This is a genomic window from Nostoc sp. DedQUE05, assembly GCF_034530955.1.
Taxonomy (GTDB): domain Bacteria; phylum Cyanobacteriota; class Cyanobacteriia; order Cyanobacteriales; family Nostocaceae; genus Nostoc.
In genome coordinates, this window is record NZ_JAVRCB010000073.1 from 1 (window position 1) to 16,399 (window position 16,399).

The window sequence follows — 16,399 nt, forward strand, 5'->3', positions numbered from 1 at the left end:
TTCCTTGTTTTCCCTGAATTCACTTCTTGGCAACCTTGTCAATGCGTAAGTCCTACTTATGTATCTGGGACTTTTGCAAGAGGTCTACTGTATAACGACTGAACTCACCGACAATCAAGCCAACCGAATTTTTAAGTTGATAATATTGTAATATCGATTAATATTCCAAATATGGCATATTAATTCAGGGTGTGAGGAGCCTGTGGTGAGTGAAGAATGGCAGATTATTTACTACCAGGAGGTAGACGGGACTAAACCAGTTGAGGAGTTCTTCAATGATCCTTCGCTCACCAAGGGCGAATCAAAGCAGTTTCAACTGCGCCTGTACTATCTAAAAAACAAAGGATTAGCCTTACTGGTCGAGCGTTCAGATATTTTAGACAAAATAGAGACAGAAAATAATCTTTATGAATTACGTTTAGATAACACTCCTAACAATATCCGTGTCTTTCTGTGTGCTTTACCAGGTAAGCGTCTAATTTTGCTGCACGCTTTTAAGAAGAAAGGTGATAACACTCCAATAAGACAAATTAAGATTGCAGCTAAAAAGCGAGATTTTATAGAAGCAAAGGAGGATAAAACAGATGAGTAATAATCCCCATTTAGGCGGCGATGCTTTAGCTTCCTTAAACAAAATCGTCCAGGACACACCAGAGAACCGTCTAATTGAGCATCAAGAGATTTTCCGGCTTGCCTTAACTCAGGCAATGCGAAATGTACGTAAGCGGCTTGGACTTACTCAGAAAGAAATGGGTGAACGGTTTGGTGTGGGGCAAAGTTGGGTATCCAAATTAGAAGATATCAATAATGATCACACGTTTGACTCCGTACTTGCCTACTTAAATGCTTTAGGCGCAGATTTTGAGGCAGCGATTATTGTAAAAAAGCAACGGGTTGAAATAATTGCAGCAAATCTGACTGTGGATAAGATAGACGTAGAGGCAGCCATCAACGCAATATTTGAAGATGCTGACAACACAGAGCCTGTGCACGAAGTACCAACCCCAGATTTTAACTTAATCTCACCAAAAGAGAGAGAGACATATTCTGAGGCACAGCATGTTCGGCATCGACAAGGAGGTTCTTGGGGGAGGGATAGTGTGGCATGAAGACAATTACTTTTTATTCATATAAAGGTGGTGTTGGTAGAACACTGGCCGCAGCAAATTTTGCACTTTATCTAGCTAAACTGGGTCGAAAAACTGTTTTAGTAGATTTTGATCTTGAAGCACCAGGTTTAGACGCAAAGTTTGCCCAGTTTTCTGGATTTGAATTACCATCTGATCAAAAAGGACTTCTCAATTACATCTTAGATTATCAGCAACAAAATACTGATCCAGGAAGCATTGATCAAATAAGCCTTCAGATACCAATTCCTTCAAAAAAAACTTCACCCTTATGGCTCATTCCAGCAGGGCAGTATCTCTCTGATGAGTATTACAGAAAGCTGACTGAGCTTGACTGGAATTTATTATTTTCTAAAAGACGTGATGGGGTTGCATTTTTTCAACAGTTTCTTGCCAGGATTGAAAAAGAATTGCAGGCAGATTTTGTGATTATAGATTCCCGCACAGGCATTACTGAAATAGCAGGTATTTGTACACAGCAGCTACCTGATGAAGTTGTCATGCTGTCTCCTTTGAGTTCAGAAAGTATCAAAGTAAGCAAGCATATTAAGCAGCTAATTGAGCAAAGTGCAGTAGCTAAAACCCTTGGAAAGTCAATCGAGGTTAAAGTTGTTGTGTCACGCGTACCAAAACCTAAAGATTTAGACAGCTTTAAGCAAAGGTGTTGCCAAATTTTTGAAACAGATGAGACTAAGCTGTTCTTTTTGTTTTCCTGTCCTGAACTAGAACGAGAGGAGTTCTTGGCAATTGCTGATCCTGACAGTAATAAGGAACTAGTAAACAACTATGTGCGATTATTTTATGGATTGGATTTAGAACTTTCTAGTGAAAATATTCGGGCTGAAATTGAGCAAATAGGTAGTCGCTTACTATTTTCATCTTCACTTGAAAAGTTAGAGAAGAATGTTTTAGAGCTAGTTGCACTCTATCCGCATCCAGATGTATATCGTGCTGCTATGCGGTTCTTCCGGTTAAGAGAAAACACAGAAAAATTAAGGTCTTTTGGTTGGGAACTCCTAGAGCTATTACCAACTGATCAAGAAGCACAACAGATTCTTGCAGAAAGCTATTTATCTGAGCGGAAGCTTGATAAACAAGATAAGAAAAAAGCTCTGCGTGTCATAGATCCCTTATGGCAAAGAAAAGAGCTAAAATCAGAACAAGCTGTACGCTATGCAGATATATTGGAAGATTTAGAGGAATACTCTAAAAGTTTCGCAATTATTTTTCCTTTGTGTGATGATGAGAGCCTAGACGCTGATAGCCAAATTCAAGCAAAATTGATTGCAGCTAGAACTGCTTTAAAACTAGGTCAAAGTGAGATTGCAGCTAGATTAATTCCAGATATTCCTCCGAAGCAACTAGGCGGCCCGCTCATATTTTTAGCAATTGAAACTCTTAAAGAGAATGGAGATTATGAAGGCGCCTTGGAGTCTGCCAAGCAGTTTATACGCCGAGAATACAATCCTACGGTTATAGAGCAAGCAGCTCGTTTAGCTTACCAATTAGATCGTGTTAAAGAGCTAGAAGACGTAATACGTTCACTTGCAAAATTCCGTATGTTAAAGGACGAAAGCTTTTATCAAAACTTAAAGGACTGTGGATTATCTGATCTGGCACGTGAATTACAAAAGACATCTTAAACTACTTTGTTATTGGTACTCTTAATATTTTGAGTTTGGATGAGTTAACGCAGTTTTTACACAACTTCTACAATAAACGCCATCCCAAGGAGATGGAAGTACCCGAAAAATGTCATCATAGTTAGAGTGAAAACATTTTGGAGACAAGACAACGGTTTACGCACGCCCTTTAGCACGGTTAATTGAACAATTGCAACGCCTACCGGGAGTTGGCCCCAAAAGTGCCCAACGACTGGCTTTGCATATTTTGAAGCGGCCAGAAGCAGAAGTAGAAGCTTTGGCACAAGCTTTAGTTGAGGCAAAAAAACAGATAGGCTTGTGTTCTGTTTGCTTTCACTTATCTGCTGAACCTGTTTGTGAAATTTGCCGCAATGCCAACCGTGACAATAACACTATCTGTGTTGTTGCAGATCCTCGTGATGTGATTGCATTAGAAAAAACCCGCGAATACAAAGGCAAGTATCACGTTTTGGGCGGGGTGATTTCGCCAATTGATGGAATTGGCCCAGATCAGCTAAATATACTAGCTTTGCAGCGCCGGGTAAGTCAGCAAAAACCTCAAGAGGTAATTCTGGCAATTAGTCCGAGTGTAGAAGGGGAGACAACAACCCTATATATCGGTCAGCTACTGAAACCATTTACTAAGGTGACGCGGATTGCTTTTGGTTTACCTGTAGGTGGCGATTTGGAGTACGCAGACGAAGTGACATTGGCGAGGGCGTTGGAAGGCCGTCGGGAGTTAGATTAAGTTTTGTTGATTTTGCTGGTTAATCACTTTCTCGACTATTGACTGTACATAACATCCGATCGCAAGACGTACTTTCGCCCCTGGATAATAGTAGCGCCCTCATGTACTAGTTCGTGGACAAAACACAAAGCCATACCTGTTACTGGAAGCACAGCTAGATTAGATAAATCTTGGTAATATTGAGGAAGATAAAAGCGGGTTTCGCCGCCTTCAAAGCCTTCATTCAGATAAATCATGAAAGTCAATAAACTTTCCTCACCATTAGTTCGTCGATAAGCACCATCATGGTGAGGTGCAAACCTCTGACCTGGATCGTAGCGATAGAAACGAAAACGCTCATTCAGCCCAACTGGATGCCATCTACCAATGGTGTTGGGGATATAATTTGACACACGCTGCCATAAATCAAAAGCACGCTCTCGGTCATCCAAAATAACGCGCTGATTATTGCGGATGTCGGGACGCATTTCAAAACCTCGGTGGGTAGTAATAGGAGCATCTACATAGCCAATGTTTTCTGTTAAAGTAATATATTCAGCGCATTCTGCTGGCGAAAGAATATTTTCCAGCGTGAAAATTTGGTTGCGAAGCAAATCTTTCTTGGTCATGGTTAAGTCGAGTGAGATTTAAGCTTGATGAATAGTGTATTATTTATAACCCAATACAGTTCAGTTGAGCCTAAAATCCAATGGACAGAAATAGAGTTTTAGCGATGATTTTGCCCTAGTAAATCTGCAATTGAGGTGAGTAATTCAGTTGGTTTTACTGGTTTGGCAATATGTTTCTGAAAACCAGCCGCTAAAACTCGATCGCGATCGCTTTCTTTAGCATAGGCGGTAAGAGCGATCGCCGGAATTTCCCCGCCCTCCTCTTTGGGCATGGCTCTAAGCATCTTAATCAAGCTGTAGCCATCCATTTCTGGCATTCCTAAATCACTGATTAATAAATTAGGTACAGCCTGTGCTATAATTTTAAGCGCCTCTTTTACCGATGCTGCGGCAGTTATCAACGCCCCATTCTGTTGTAGCAAGAAGTGCAAAAACTCCCGTGTGTCAAGATCATCATCAACAATTAAGACCCGTAGTCCACGCAGAACTGACGAGTTAAATTTCTCCCCCGCTCCTCCTGTTTTCTCTGAACCGTCAGTTTCCTTCATCACGGGCAGTCTGACAGTAAAAACTGCTCCCTGTCCAATTCCTGGACTGGCTGCTTTTACAGTACCACCATGCAACTCTACTAAGTGACGAACTATTGCTAATCCCAGTCCCAGTCCGCCGAATGTCCTGGTTGTGCTGCTATCAGCTTGACGAAAATATTCAAATACTTGGGGTAGAAACTCTGGGGAAATACCTTGACCTGTATCTTTAACTTGAATTAATGCTGAGGGAGAAGTTAATTCATTACTCAATGATAAGCTGACTTCGACTGAACCACGAGAGGGAGTAAACTTGACTGCGTTCGAGAGTAAATTCCCTACAACTTGCTGTAAGCGATTATAATCGCCTAACACTTTACCAACATTGGGGTCAACCTGTACTTTAATCTGGATAGATTTGGTTTCGGCAATTAACCGGACTGTTTCTAATGCAGCATCAATTACAGCTACTAAGTTAACAGTGGCAAAAGTCAGGTTTAACTTACCGCGAATAATTCGGGAGACATCCAGCAACTCATCAATTAATTGAATCTGCAATTGAGCATTTCTTTCGATGGTTTCTAAAGCACGATTTGTAGTCACTTCATCAAATTTGCGGCTTTTGAGTAGCGATGACCACCCTAAAATCGGGTTGAGGGGCGATCGCAATTCGTGGGAGAGAATTGCGAGAAACTCATCTTTATTTCGGTTTGCCTGTTTGAGTTCCTCTGCTTGTTGCCTAAGTGCTTTTTCTAATTGTTTCCTGGGGGTTAAGTCAAGAATAAAACAGATCCAAGATACGGGGTCTCGTTCCACCAAGGCACCACCAATTAGTATCGGAATGCGGGAACCATCCTTGTGGATGTATTCTTTTTCAAAAGGAGTACATATCCCAACTGTTAAAAGTTGTTCTAGCCCCTGCCGATCGAGATCGTGATATTCAGGTGGGGTGATGTGTTTTCTGTATATCTTACCCGCTAACAGTTCCTCTCGCGTATAACCCACCATTTCTAAAAAAGCCTCGTTCGCCTCAGTAATGTAATCAGGAGTGGCGAACATAATGCCAATAATGTTGGAATCAACTAACCGCCTTAATTGAGTTTCGCGCTGGCGCAAATCATTTTCTACCTGTTTGCGTTGGGTAATATCCTGGGTAGTACCCATCATTCGTACTGGCTTACCCTCGGCATCATAAAAGACACGACCTTTAGCAGCAATCCAATGAATACTACCATCAGGCCAAAGGGTGCGGTATTCGATGTCACACTCAACATTTTCCTCCAGAGAGCGGGCGATCGCTTCATGAATGCATTGGCGGTCTTCTGGATATACACAGTTGAGGAAAATCTCAAAGCTGATTTCGGCTTCTAGGGACACTCCAAACAGTTGATAACATTTCTCTGTCCAAATTACCTCGTTAGTAGTGATATTCCAAAACCACATACCCAGTTCAGCAGCATTAGTGGCCAACCGAATCCGTTCTTCACTCTCGCGTAGATTTGTTTCAATTTTTTGACGTTCCCAATTAGCAGCTTGCTGTTCGGTAATATCAGTACTCGCACCAACTACCCTAACCACCTGAGCATTTTCATCCCGGACTGCAAACCCCTGATCTACCACCCACAAATAGCGGCCATCCTGGTGACGCACGCGATACTCAATCCGATAACGGTTTCCATTGGCCATACTAGCTATGAATTGGTCGTTAACTCTTTGTTGGTCATCGGGATGAATGCGTTCTTGCCACCACTGGAAGGTAGGTTCAGTTTCTTGTTGGGTGTAGCCAAAAACCTGGGTTAGACCTTGAGTTCTTTCCACTGTATTTCTGCTAATCTCCCAGTCATAGATTAAGCAATTAACCGCCGCCGCTGCTAGCTCAAACCTTTCGTTACTTTGCCGCAAAGAAATTTCTATGCGTCGTCGCTCTGTAATATCAAAAGCGATCCCCAAAAGATATTGCGGCAATCCATCAGCAGTTCTGCTGTGCACAGTGTCATAGCTACAAAACCAGCGCCACTCTCCATTAGCGTGTCGAATTCGGTATTCAAAGCTGAGGACTTCACCCTGATAAGCAGAATTAAATTGTTCCAAATAGCTAGGGAGTCGAGCCAAATCTTCAGGGTGTAGAAGTTGAGTAAATAACTCCTTTCCCATCGCCTGGATTTCTGCTGGTGTATAGCCCCAACTTTGAGCAATTTCGTAATTAACGTAAGAATTTCGCTGCTCAATTAGGTCATAAATGTAGATTATCCCCGGAAGAGTGCCAGCAATTTGTTGAAACAGACGATGACTATCCCACAGTATTTGAAATTCATCTGCATTAAATAGTTGAGTATCTTGTTCGCAATTACAGTCTTCCTCTGATTGAGCGTGCTTAGATTCCGTAATATCCGAAAAAGTTGTCACGATCGCATACAGATTGCTTCCTTCAGTTTGAAACAGAGGTTGCGAGGAAAACAATAGCCAGACTAGCTCACCATTTGGCTTATAAAAGCCACACACCACATTTAAACAAGGTTTACCTGTATTTTGAGTAACCCTCGCAGGGTGAGCTTTACTGAGTAAAGGAGAACCATCTTCATGAATAAATTGCCACTTGGGATCGAGCAAATTTTGCCCCACAAGCTGCTGGGCGGTCAGTCCCAAAATGCGATCGCTAGCGGCATTGCAAGCCTGGATAGTGCCATCAGGCAAGTGAAGCACCATTCCTTCTTCTTGACTGGCTACTAGCGAAGATTTTGCCTTTTTACTAACTTGCCGATGCAGCAGCTTGTGATTAGCCAGCTGGTTGTAAAACTTTTCCGCGTCTGGCATTCTAAAAAGTGAAATAATTTTAAAGTTAATCTTAGATTGAGCGACTCATATTTACATAAATTTTAAGGCAATTTCTTCCAATTTGAGGTAAAAGCTGCGATCGCTACTTCTATCACCGAAACAGTGCTGAGTGCTGAGTAACGAGTACTGAGTAAAAAAGTAATAATCGCACTCAGCACGGGCTAAACCTTAGCTTTCCGCTAACAGCACTCAGCACTCCTCAATCAACCCCCAACATGAATACCAGGTCGCATCTGGGGATTCTTTTCAGCCCGACGCAGTACTTCACGGGTAACTACAGCAATGTCACCTTCGCCAAACAAGATAAAACGCAATAGGTATTGTATGGGATTTCCCTCAACCCAGCCGAAGTAAGCATGGGGAATCTTACCAGTTTGGTCGCGAATGTAAAGTAGTAAAGCTGCGATCGCATTCGGTACTGCTGCACTTTCAGCCCGGAGGATGCGATAATCGCCAACTTGCACCCCTTTTACTACGATTACATCCGCAAATTCCGAAGCATCGGATACATGGATTTCTAGAAACAGAATTGGATCGTTGGCTGGAATATGATTGTCTTCGCGTACCTCTTTTTCTTTCATAAAATACTCTAGGACATCGCCTGTATTCAAGCGATTTGCAATCAGTCGTATTGTTCCCTCGCTATCTTCGGCAAAGAATTGCCTAGCAAGTTCGTCAATTTCAATTCGCTCTGCCCGCAGTTCTGTTGAACGCCAAACACGAGAAACCAGCGAGGTAAAAATGATCGCACCGATGAAAAACCCAGCAATCCTAATCCCTTCTGGTCTTTCGATGATATTAACAATGGTGGTATATAAAAATAGCAGTGTAATGATGGCAAAAACGAGTCTGGCCCGCTTCTGTCGGTGACGGTGGGCTGATAAGGTGACGGCAAAGGCGGCTGAGGTGATCAACACCAGTACACCAGTTGCATAAGCCCCACCTTGGGCTTCTACACTTGCTTTAAAGATAATTGTGACAACAAAAGCGATCGCTGTGTAGACTAACACCAAAGGTCGGGTTACTCGTGCCCAATTGGGCGCCATGCCATAGCGTGGTAGGTAGCGAGGCACGATATTTAATAGCCCTGCCATTGCAGATGCACCTGCAAACCACAAAATAGAAATAGTACTTAAATCGTAAATTGTGCCAAAGCCATTGCCCAAATACAAATGTGCCAAATAAGCAAGGGCCCGTCCGTTAGCTTTGCCCCCCGATGCAAATTCTGCGGGTGGAATCAATAGAGTGGTTATAAAACTGGTGGTAAGCAAAAAGAAGCTCATAATTAGAGCAGCAGTGGTGAGCAACTTGCGTGTATTCCGAATCCGCCCTTTGGGATGCTGCGAAGTGCTGTTACTGCTACCTTTAACCAGGGGCATAACGGTAACACCAGTCTCAAAACCTGACAATCCCAGTGCGAGTTTGGGGAAGATGAGGAGAGAGATGCCGATTAGAATCAAAGGGTTAGAATGGCGTGCAAAAAGTGCAGTTTGCCAATTCGGAATCGTTTCTGTGTGATTTAATATCTGATACACACCGACGCCAACGACAATCAAGTTTAACAGCAGATAAGCTCCCACCAAAACTACTGCAATCCCAATGGCTTCTCGGAAACCTCTCAAGAAAACTGCACCTAGTAATGCAACTAATATCAAGGTAATTGCGATCGGCTGATTGTGAAGCCAATGTGGTGTCAGCGGATTTTCGACGATATGGGCTGTGGCATCAGCAGCTGACAAAGTAATTGTAATAATAAAGTCAGTTGCCACAAACCCAAGTAAGCACAGTACAAGTAATTTGCCTTGCCACCAGGAAAGTAAATGCTCTAACATTGCGATCGACCCTTCACCATGAGGGCTTTCGGCAGCAATGCGTCGATAGATTGGCAACGCTCCAAACAGCGTCAGCAAAACCAGAATCAAGGTAGCTATAGGAGAAAGAGCGCCAGCTGCCAGTGCTGCAATCCCAGGTTGATAACCAAGGGTAGAGAAATAATCTACACCAGTCAAGCACATCACCTGCCACCAAGAATGCTGGCGATGTGCTTCTTCCTTGCGGTAAGGCCCTTTTTTCTCTTGTCGGTTTTCTTCAAGCAACCAGTGGATTAACTGACTGCCGAGCCGTTTTGTTGAAACAATTGATTTAGCCATCAAATACGGTTGTGTTGCAAAAGTCGGCTTTGTGATTTTTTAAAGCCTTCGTGGTTTATTAAAATTTTTAACTACAAAGGCATAGCACTATTATCGTATGTTAAGCATCCTGTCCCATTTACAAAATATATAGCAGTAGTTCGTAGTCGTCTACCAGATCGAGATCGGTTGCAGGTTTTAGTATAGGAATAATCAATACTGCAACTGTATATTTTGGGATTAACGCTTTTGCGCTCTTAGCACCTTTAAGCCGTATAAATTATAAAAAACGACGCTGCGAAACTTGGTATGTACGCAATCAACAAATCAACCCTAAAATAAAAGTCACTTTTAGTTATATGATGTTTGTGTAAATGACCACAAGATAATTAGCCTGCTAATCTATAACTCTGTTTGTGTAGCCGCAGACTTTAGTTTGATAGAATTATGGGCATATAGTCGAACACAATATACAAACAATGTATTAGATAGGTTTCTAGCATCATGCGAACCCATGTGCACCAACTACACTAATTCAGATGTTTGACAATATCTGCAAGTTTTTAGTTGAGAACTTCTCCAGTGACTTCGCTACATGGTTATTAGGCGAATCTATTAATTTAACAGAACTAAGTCCAAAAGAATTATCTCTCGAACCGATTCGGGCTGATGCTGTAATTCTGTTGCAGTCGGAGCAAAGCATATTGCATTTGGAATTTCAAACCCAAGTCGATGCAGAAATTCCTTTTCGGATGATTGACTATCGATTACGAGCATATCGCCGCTTTCCAGACAAAGCAATGCATCAAGTTGTAATTTACCTCAAGCAAACAAATTCAAATTTGGTGCAACAAAATACATTTACAATTCCTGGGACACGACATGAATTTGCAGTTATCAGACTTTGGGAACAACCTACAGAAGTATTTTTGAGAACACCTGGACTCTTACCTTTAGCGGTCTTAAGCAATACAATCGATCCAGAAGTTATACTTACCGAAGTTGCACGGGAAATTAACGGGATTACAGAATTAAGAACTCAAAGCAATATTGCTGCTTCTACAGCGATTTTAGCTGGTTTAATATTAGATAAAGAGGTTATTAAACGAGTTTTGAGGTCAGATATTATGCGCGAGTCAGCGATTTATCAAGACATTCTACAAGAAGGTAAAGCTGAAGGCAAGGCTGAAGGTAAGGCCGAAGGTAAGGCCGAAGGTAAGGCCGAAGGTAAGGCCGAAGGTAAGGCTGAAGCGTTACTCGAAGTGGCAAGAAATCTATTTAGTACTGGTATGCCATTAGAGGCGATCGGCAAGGTGACAGGGTTATCAATTGAGCAGTTACAGTATTTACAGGTAAATGAGTCTCGTGAGTCCAATCAATAAATAATCGGTGCAGGTTAACTGCACCGATTAGCAAGTGTCACTCGAATTGAACAAACATCCCATTGTTTCACGCCAATGCTGAAGCTTGGGGTTTAGCAAAAATCATTCTTCCTGCTGTAGTTTGTAAAGCACTGGTAACTACTACTCGCAGTTCACCACCCACATAACTGCTACCTTCTTCAACAACTACCATTGTGCCGTCATCTAAGTAGCCAATGCCTTGACTGGGTTCTTTGCCTTCCTTGAGGATTTTTAAATCCAGGTTGTCGCCAGGTAAATAACTGGGACGGACGGCATTCACTAAATCATTCACATTCAAAACAGGTACTTTCTGAACACTGGCGACTTTAGACAAGTTGTAGTCGTTGGTTAGCAGTGTGCCGCTAATTTCTTGGGCGAAGCGTACTAACTTGGCATCCACTGTGGGAATATCTTCGTAGTCAATTGTATTAATCAAGATGCGATCGGGATAATCTTCCTTAATACGATTGAGAATTTCTAGTCCTCTCCTTCCCCGCACCCGCTTTTGGTCTTTGCTAGCATCCGCTACTTGTTGGAGTTCTTGCAAGACAAACTGCGGTACGAGAATTTGCCCTTCTAAAAACCCTGTTTCTAGTAAGGCTTCAATACGACCATCAATAATACAGCTAGTATCTAGAACTTTGGTATTGGCTGGTTTTAATGTTCCTTCCACTACCATCGATTCAACGGTGTTGGGATTAATGAACCGCAATAAGCCTCGCCCGTGGGTGTCTGCCAAATTCATGCCAGTGACGGAGAGGATGATACTACCGACAACTGCCACCAATGGCTTAATAAATCCAAAATCCGCCGGGATCGGGAGCAAAAATAGTGGGGCTAGCATCAGGTTGGCTAGTAATAGCCCAATCACTAAGCCAATGGCACGAGTTAAGATCGCTTCCAGAGGCATTTCTTTTACTTGTGATTCTAGGCGACGATATGTCGTCTGGAAACTCAGCCCGATCGCACCACCAATAATAGCGGCAAAGACGGCAACAACTAAGCGTAAAGCTTCTAGATTCGTTACCTGATCTAGCGCCCCATTGGGTAGTAGTTCAATGCTGTAGAACCCTATTCCCGACGCTGCTAGGATAAATGAGAAAATAATAATGGCGTCAAGCATGGTTGTCTTGTTTTCCTGTAACTGTGTTAACCGATAAAGTTAAGTATTTTTTATTTTATCGGTAAGATAAACCTATCAACATTGACTTACACTAAGGTTTTAGGCTGACAATATCTGCAATTATTATAACTAAAGGTTTTTATCTTAATATTTTTCATTGTTTTGTTGTAAAAAGACAAAAACTTGTAAATAAACTACTTATTTTGTAAGAATTCAGAATCCAGAATCTAAAAGTCAGAATTAAGAAGACTTTGATACCTAAACTTAATAAGTTTAATAAAATCAAGAAGTCATTACACGCTTGATTTGACAATTATTCTGGCTTTTGACTCCTGACTCCTGAATTCTTATCTCATTTTCATTGTCTCTAATTCGCAGTTGGATTCACTTAAAACTTTTCTCAAAATGAGTAAAACATTTAGTATTTCTGGAATTGCGAGTTCTGCTTATGTGCATATTCCCTTTTGCAGACGGCGCTGTTTTTATTGTGATTTCCCGGTATCTGTTGTGGGCGATCGCTTGCGGGGCGAAACATCTGGTACTATCTCCCAATATGTTGAGGTGCTATGTCAAGAAATTGCCATTACACCAGCATTTGGTCAACCTCTGAAGACAATTTTCTTCGGCGGTGGTACTCCTTCGTTGCTCTCAGTAGAGCAGCTACAACGGATACTGACAGAGCTACAGAAGCATTTTGGGATTGCGTCTGGGGCAGAGATTTCTATGGAAATTGACCCAGGTACCTTTGATTTAGCCCACATAGCAGGCTATCGCAATGCAGGCGTGAACCGGGTAAGTTTGGGCGTACAAGCCTTTCAATCAGAATTATTGCAAAGGGCGGGGCGATCGCACTCAGTTGAAGATATTTTTGCAGCTGTGGAACTAATCCACCAAGTCGAGATTCCCGTATTTAGCTTAGACTTAATTTCTGGGTTGCCGCATCAGTCTTTAGATCAATGGCAAGATTCCTTAGAAAAAGCCGTGGCGATAGTACCCACTCACATTTCCATTTACGATCTTACCATCGAACCAGGTACAGCCTTTGGTCGTTATTACAAACCTGGCGATACTCCTTTGCCTACGGATGAAGCCACAGTCAAAATGTACCAGATGGGGCAGCAGGTTTTAACTAGTGCAGGTTATGAGCATTATGAAATTTCCAATTACGCTCAACCTGGTTATCAGTGTCGCCATAATCGAGTGTATTGGGAAAACCGTCCTTATTATGGCTTTGGCATGGGTGCGGCGAGTTATGTTCAGGGGAAACGCTTCACTCGTCCGCGCAAAACTAAAGAGTATTACCAGTGGGTACAAGCTGGCGGTGTAATTGATTGTGATGTAACCCCCCCAAAGGAAGTATTGTTAGAAACGTTAATGTTGGGGTTGCGTTTGGCAGAAGGTTTGAGTTTGGCGGCGTTGGTAGAGGCGTTTTGCGAAGAGAAGGTGGAGGAGATTTGTCGGTGTTTGCAATTGTATTTTGAAAAAGGTTGGGTGGAAGTTGCACAGGGAAGATTGCGTTTGATCGATCCCCAAGGGTTTTTGTTTTCTAATGTGGTATTGGCAGAATTGTTTGAGAAGTTGGGGTGACGAACTGTTTATGCAAAAAAATAAAGTTAGAAAAGCTGTAATTCCGGTAGCTGGTTTCGGTACTCGTTTGTTTCCAGCTACTAAAGTTGTCAAAAAAGAACTTTTCCCGATTATCGATCGAGATGGTAGGGCAAAACCTGTGATTCTTGCAATTATTGAAGAGGCAATTAGTGCTGGAATTACAGAAGTAGGGATTGTGGTGCAGCCAGATGACAAAGAAGTATTTGCAGATTTCTTGAAAAACCCACCCAAAAAAGAACTTTTAGAGAAACTTTCACCACAAAATCAAGAATATAGCCGATATCTCGAAGATTTAGGTAGCAGAATTACCATTCTGTTACAAGAGGAACAATTAGGCTATGGTCATGCAGTATTTTGTGCCAAGGATTGGGTACAAAATGAGCCGTTTTTGCTCATGTTGGGCGACCACATTTATGCATCTGACATTGAAAAGTCTTGTGCTAGTCAAGTTTTAGATGTTTACGAACAAGTTAATCAAAACGTTGTTGGCTTAACTACAATGCCAGCAGAAATTATTCATCAAGCTGGGTGTGTAACAGGGGTTTGGCAAGAGTTAAACTCGATTTTGTCAGTTAGACAACTGTATGAAAAACCGACTATTGAGTATGCACAACAGCATTTACGTGTAGAAGGAATGTCAGAAAATAATTTTTTATGTATATTTGGCTTATATTTACTAACGCCGAAAATTTTTGACTTTCTCGCAGAACATATCAACCAAAATTTCCGAGAACGAGGTGAATTTCAGTTAACATCTTGTCTTGAACAATTGCGTCAGGAAGAGGGAATGACAGGATATGTTGTTAAAGGCAAGTGTTTTGATACAGGTTTGCCAGATACTTATCGGCAGACAATGATTGATTTTAGAAAAATATAGATTAATCTTAGTTCAATTTGTTTATCTGGGAGGCTCTCACTTTTTAAAATAGTTCAAATAGATAGTAGTCTATTGAGGTAAGCAGAGGCATCTTGAAAATATAACGTTTAATTTGCTCCTGGCGATCGCCTCTTTTTTTGTTAAAGCAGTTTTCAGGTAGATGGGTTACAAAATGCAGGACTCTAAATCAAATACAAACCTTAAAAAACTACCTCAAAACTAGCGGTAGTTAGAGTCGGAAAAGAGGTAGCATCCAATTGTGCAAATTTACCCCCGGAATTAATCTCAGCAAAATCATTCGCCGAACCATTAGGGTTATAAAAGAGACTACCATTTGCGCTATTATAAACGATCGCTGCACTACTACTTGCAGCTAAAGTATCATTTGTGACTGTGGCAAAGTCTGCGGAATCTAATTGAGTCGGAAAGACTGAGTTACTTAGAGCTGTAAAGGTAGATTTAGATAGTTGGATCTTGTCTTGCTCAGGATTGAAGTCACTAATAACATCAACTCCGAGTTCCCTAATATTAAACTTCGATCCTGTTGCAAATCCAAACTTATCTGCACCCGCGCCTCCTTCTAGTAAGTCATCCCCACTATCTCCCTGTAGGTAATCGTTCCCTTGATTCCCGCTCAGAATATCTTTTCCACTACTGCCAAAAAGAATATCATCACCTCTGCCCCCCAGAAGGTTGTCGTCACCACTACCCCCATCTATTTTGTCTGCACCAGCTCCACCAAAAAGGATGTCAGAACCTGCCCCCCCATCAATGTAATGATTACCAATAACCCCAGAAAGCGAAATACTGTCATCACCATCCCCAGCAAAAATAACTTTATCGCCAGCCGAAAAATCCGCTCTACTAAAGGTATCGTCTCCCTTGGTTGTAGTGACATCAGTACCGATCGCATTTTTAGCTTGAGCAACTGCCTCTTTTATGACATCAGCAAGATTTTCACTTGTAGAACCAAGAGTTAGTACACCACCTCGACCAAGCTGGGTAACTAGTGTCTCGTAATTGGCTGCAACATTACTCGTAGTTAGAAAAATTGGAATAATGTTATTTGCTTCTAGCGCAGTTTTTACTTGTCCGACCTGTGGATAATCTTCAAAAGCATCAGCTATTCCATCTCCATTATTGGCAATAGTATCACTTGGAAGAACTGCTGCGCGATCGCCGGCAACGTGATAAGTACCATCGGTGGCTATTAGAATAACACGAAATGAACCTACTCTGTAACCAAGACTGCCGCTATTTAAAGCTGCGAACAAGAGTGCAAATAATTGTGATTCTGGCCCATCATTGCCACCAAAAGCTTGAAAGTTAAAGATTTTGTCTTTAATTGTTGTGACATTATTTGTCAAAGTGACTTCTGGTTGATATACATAGTCAGCGTAACCTCCAAAAGGCGCAAGTGGCTTATCCTTGAAAGAGGCAATACCAAATTTCAAGTCATCACCAAATATATTTGCTAATGCCGGGTTGGTTAAGCGATTTACTGTCGCCGGAAGTACGGTTTTCAGCTGGACTAAATTCTCGTCAGATGACGATGTTAAGTCTTGCAGCAGAATAATATCAGATACTAAACTCACAGTTTTTCCCTCTGACTATTTTTATTCATGGGTTGTATTGCAAAGTGCCTGAATGCTATTTCAGCTTGATATTAGCAGGGTTAATTGATTTAAGATAGTACTTAAACTGAAGAAAATATAATCTCTTTGAAAAAATATTTGCTGTGTTCTGACTCCTGCCTCTACCCTACTTAAAG

At 41.7% G+C, this 16,399-nt stretch carries 12 protein-coding genes; 7 read left to right on the forward strand and 5 right to left on the reverse strand.

Features of this window, described 5'->3' with window-relative positions; all coding sequences use genetic code 11:
- Positions 1-205 precede the first annotated feature (205 nt).
- From RMZ42_RS33075 to recR, 4 genes are all read left to right on the forward strand, one after another.
- Complete coding sequence (locus tag RMZ42_RS33075) at positions 206-592, forward strand: type II toxin-antitoxin system RelE/ParE family toxin (RefSeq protein ID WP_322675400.1); 387 nt, start codon at positions 206-208, stop codon at positions 590-592.
- Positions 585-1,109: a helix-turn-helix domain-containing protein gene (locus RMZ42_RS33080; protein WP_322675401.1), complete on the forward strand. Its 525-nt coding sequence runs from the start codon at positions 585-587 to the stop codon at positions 1,107-1,109. Before RMZ42_RS33075 ends, RMZ42_RS33080 begins: the two co-directional genes overlap by 8 nt.
- Positions 1,106-2,770: a KGGVGR-motif variant AAA ATPase gene (locus tag RMZ42_RS33085; RefSeq protein ID WP_322675402.1), complete on the forward strand. Its 1,665-nt coding sequence runs from the start codon at positions 1,106-1,108 to the stop codon at positions 2,768-2,770. Before RMZ42_RS33080 ends, RMZ42_RS33085 begins: the two co-directional genes overlap by 4 nt.
- Before the next feature lie 190 nt (positions 2,771-2,960).
- Positions 2,961-3,518 carry a recombination mediator RecR gene (recR, locus tag RMZ42_RS33090; RefSeq protein WP_322638705.1) on the forward strand — a complete coding sequence of 186 codons (558 nt, stop codon included), beginning with the start codon at positions 2,961-2,963 and terminating at the stop codon, positions 3,516-3,518.
- A gap of 35 nt (positions 3,519-3,553) precedes the next feature.
- Here the strand turns inward: recR and RMZ42_RS33095 are convergent, their stop codons facing one another.
- From RMZ42_RS33095 to RMZ42_RS33105, 3 genes are all read right to left on the reverse strand, one after another.
- Positions 3,554-4,126: a 2OG-Fe(II) oxygenase gene (locus RMZ42_RS33095; RefSeq protein ID WP_322675403.1), complete on the reverse strand. Its 573-nt coding sequence runs from the start codon at positions 4,124-4,126 to the stop codon at positions 3,554-3,556.
- Positions 4,127-4,224: 98 nt separating this feature from the next.
- Complete coding sequence (locus RMZ42_RS33100) at positions 4,225-7,467, reverse strand: PAS domain-containing protein (protein WP_322675404.1); 3,243 nt, start codon at positions 7,465-7,467, stop codon at positions 4,225-4,227.
- 224 nt (positions 7,468-7,691) lie between these two features.
- The gene (locus RMZ42_RS33105) at positions 7,692-9,638 is read right to left on the reverse strand and encodes an amino acid transporter (protein ID WP_322675405.1); all 1,947 of its coding nucleotides are present in this window, start codon (positions 9,636-9,638) and stop codon (positions 7,692-7,694) included.
- 518 nt (positions 9,639-10,156) lie between these two features.
- Between RMZ42_RS33105 and RMZ42_RS33110 the strand changes: the two genes are divergently transcribed.
- A complete protein-coding gene (locus tag RMZ42_RS33110) occupies positions 10,157-10,999 on the forward strand; it encodes an Rpn family recombination-promoting nuclease/putative transposase (protein WP_322675406.1) in 843 nt (280 codons plus the stop codon).
- Between the two features lie 67 nt (positions 11,000-11,066).
- On the opposite strand, the gene RMZ42_RS33115 is transcribed toward RMZ42_RS33110, so the two are convergent.
- Positions 11,067-12,143 (reverse strand): PIN/TRAM domain-containing protein, encoded by a 1,077-nt coding sequence (locus RMZ42_RS33115; RefSeq protein ID WP_322675407.1) that lies wholly within the window; start codon positions 12,141-12,143, stop codon positions 11,067-11,069.
- A gap of 405 nt (positions 12,144-12,548) precedes the next feature.
- Here RMZ42_RS33115 and hemW point away from each other — a divergent pair, with 405 nt between their 5' ends.
- Entirely contained in the window at positions 12,549-13,730 is a 1,182-nt protein-coding gene (gene hemW, locus RMZ42_RS33120; protein WP_322675408.1) for a radical SAM family heme chaperone HemW, read from the forward strand.
- A gap of 10 nt (positions 13,731-13,740) precedes the next feature.
- Positions 13,741-14,628 (forward strand): UTP--glucose-1-phosphate uridylyltransferase, encoded by an 888-nt coding sequence (locus RMZ42_RS33125; RefSeq protein WP_322675409.1) that lies wholly within the window; start codon positions 13,741-13,743, stop codon positions 14,626-14,628.
- A gap of 200 nt (positions 14,629-14,828) precedes the next feature.
- Here RMZ42_RS33125 and RMZ42_RS33130 read toward each other — a convergent pair whose 3' ends face one another.
- Positions 14,829-16,223, reverse strand: coding sequence for a hypothetical protein (locus RMZ42_RS33130; protein ID WP_322675410.1), 1,395 nt, complete (start codon positions 16,221-16,223; stop codon positions 14,829-14,831).
- Between the last annotated feature and the right edge of the window lie 176 nt (positions 16,224-16,399).

What these genes read in the sequence shown, in the direction of transcription:
- RMZ42_RS33080 (WP_322675401.1), top strand. Translation starts at nt 585, where the DNA reads ATGAGTAATAATCCCCATTTAGGCGGCGATGCTTTAGCTTCCTTAAAC.
- RMZ42_RS33085 (WP_322675402.1), top strand. Translation starts at nt 1,106, where the DNA reads ATGAAGACAATTACTTTTTATTCATATAAAGGTGGTGTTGGTAGAACA.
- RMZ42_RS33095 (WP_322675403.1), bottom strand. Translation starts at nt 4,126, where the DNA reads ATGACCAAGAAAGATTTGCTTCGCAACCAAATTTTCACGCTGGAAAAT.
- RMZ42_RS33100 (WP_322675404.1), bottom strand. Translation starts at nt 7,467, where the DNA reads ATGCCAGACGCGGAAAAGTTTTACAACCAGCTGGCTAATCACAAGCTG.
- RMZ42_RS33105 (WP_322675405.1), bottom strand. Translation starts at nt 9,638, where the DNA reads ATGGCTAAATCAATTGTTTCAACAAAACGGCTCGGCAGTCAGTTAATC.
- RMZ42_RS33110 (WP_322675406.1), top strand. Translation starts at nt 10,157, where the DNA reads ATGTTTGACAATATCTGCAAGTTTTTAGTTGAGAACTTCTCCAGTGAC.
- RMZ42_RS33115 (WP_322675407.1), bottom strand. Translation starts at nt 12,143, where the DNA reads ATGCTTGACGCCATTATTATTTTCTCATTTATCCTAGCAGCGTCGGGA.
- hemW (WP_322675408.1), top strand. Translation starts at nt 12,549, where the DNA reads ATGAGTAAAACATTTAGTATTTCTGGAATTGCGAGTTCTGCTTATGTG.
- RMZ42_RS33125 (WP_322675409.1), top strand. Translation starts at nt 13,741, where the DNA reads ATGCAAAAAAATAAAGTTAGAAAAGCTGTAATTCCGGTAGCTGGTTTC.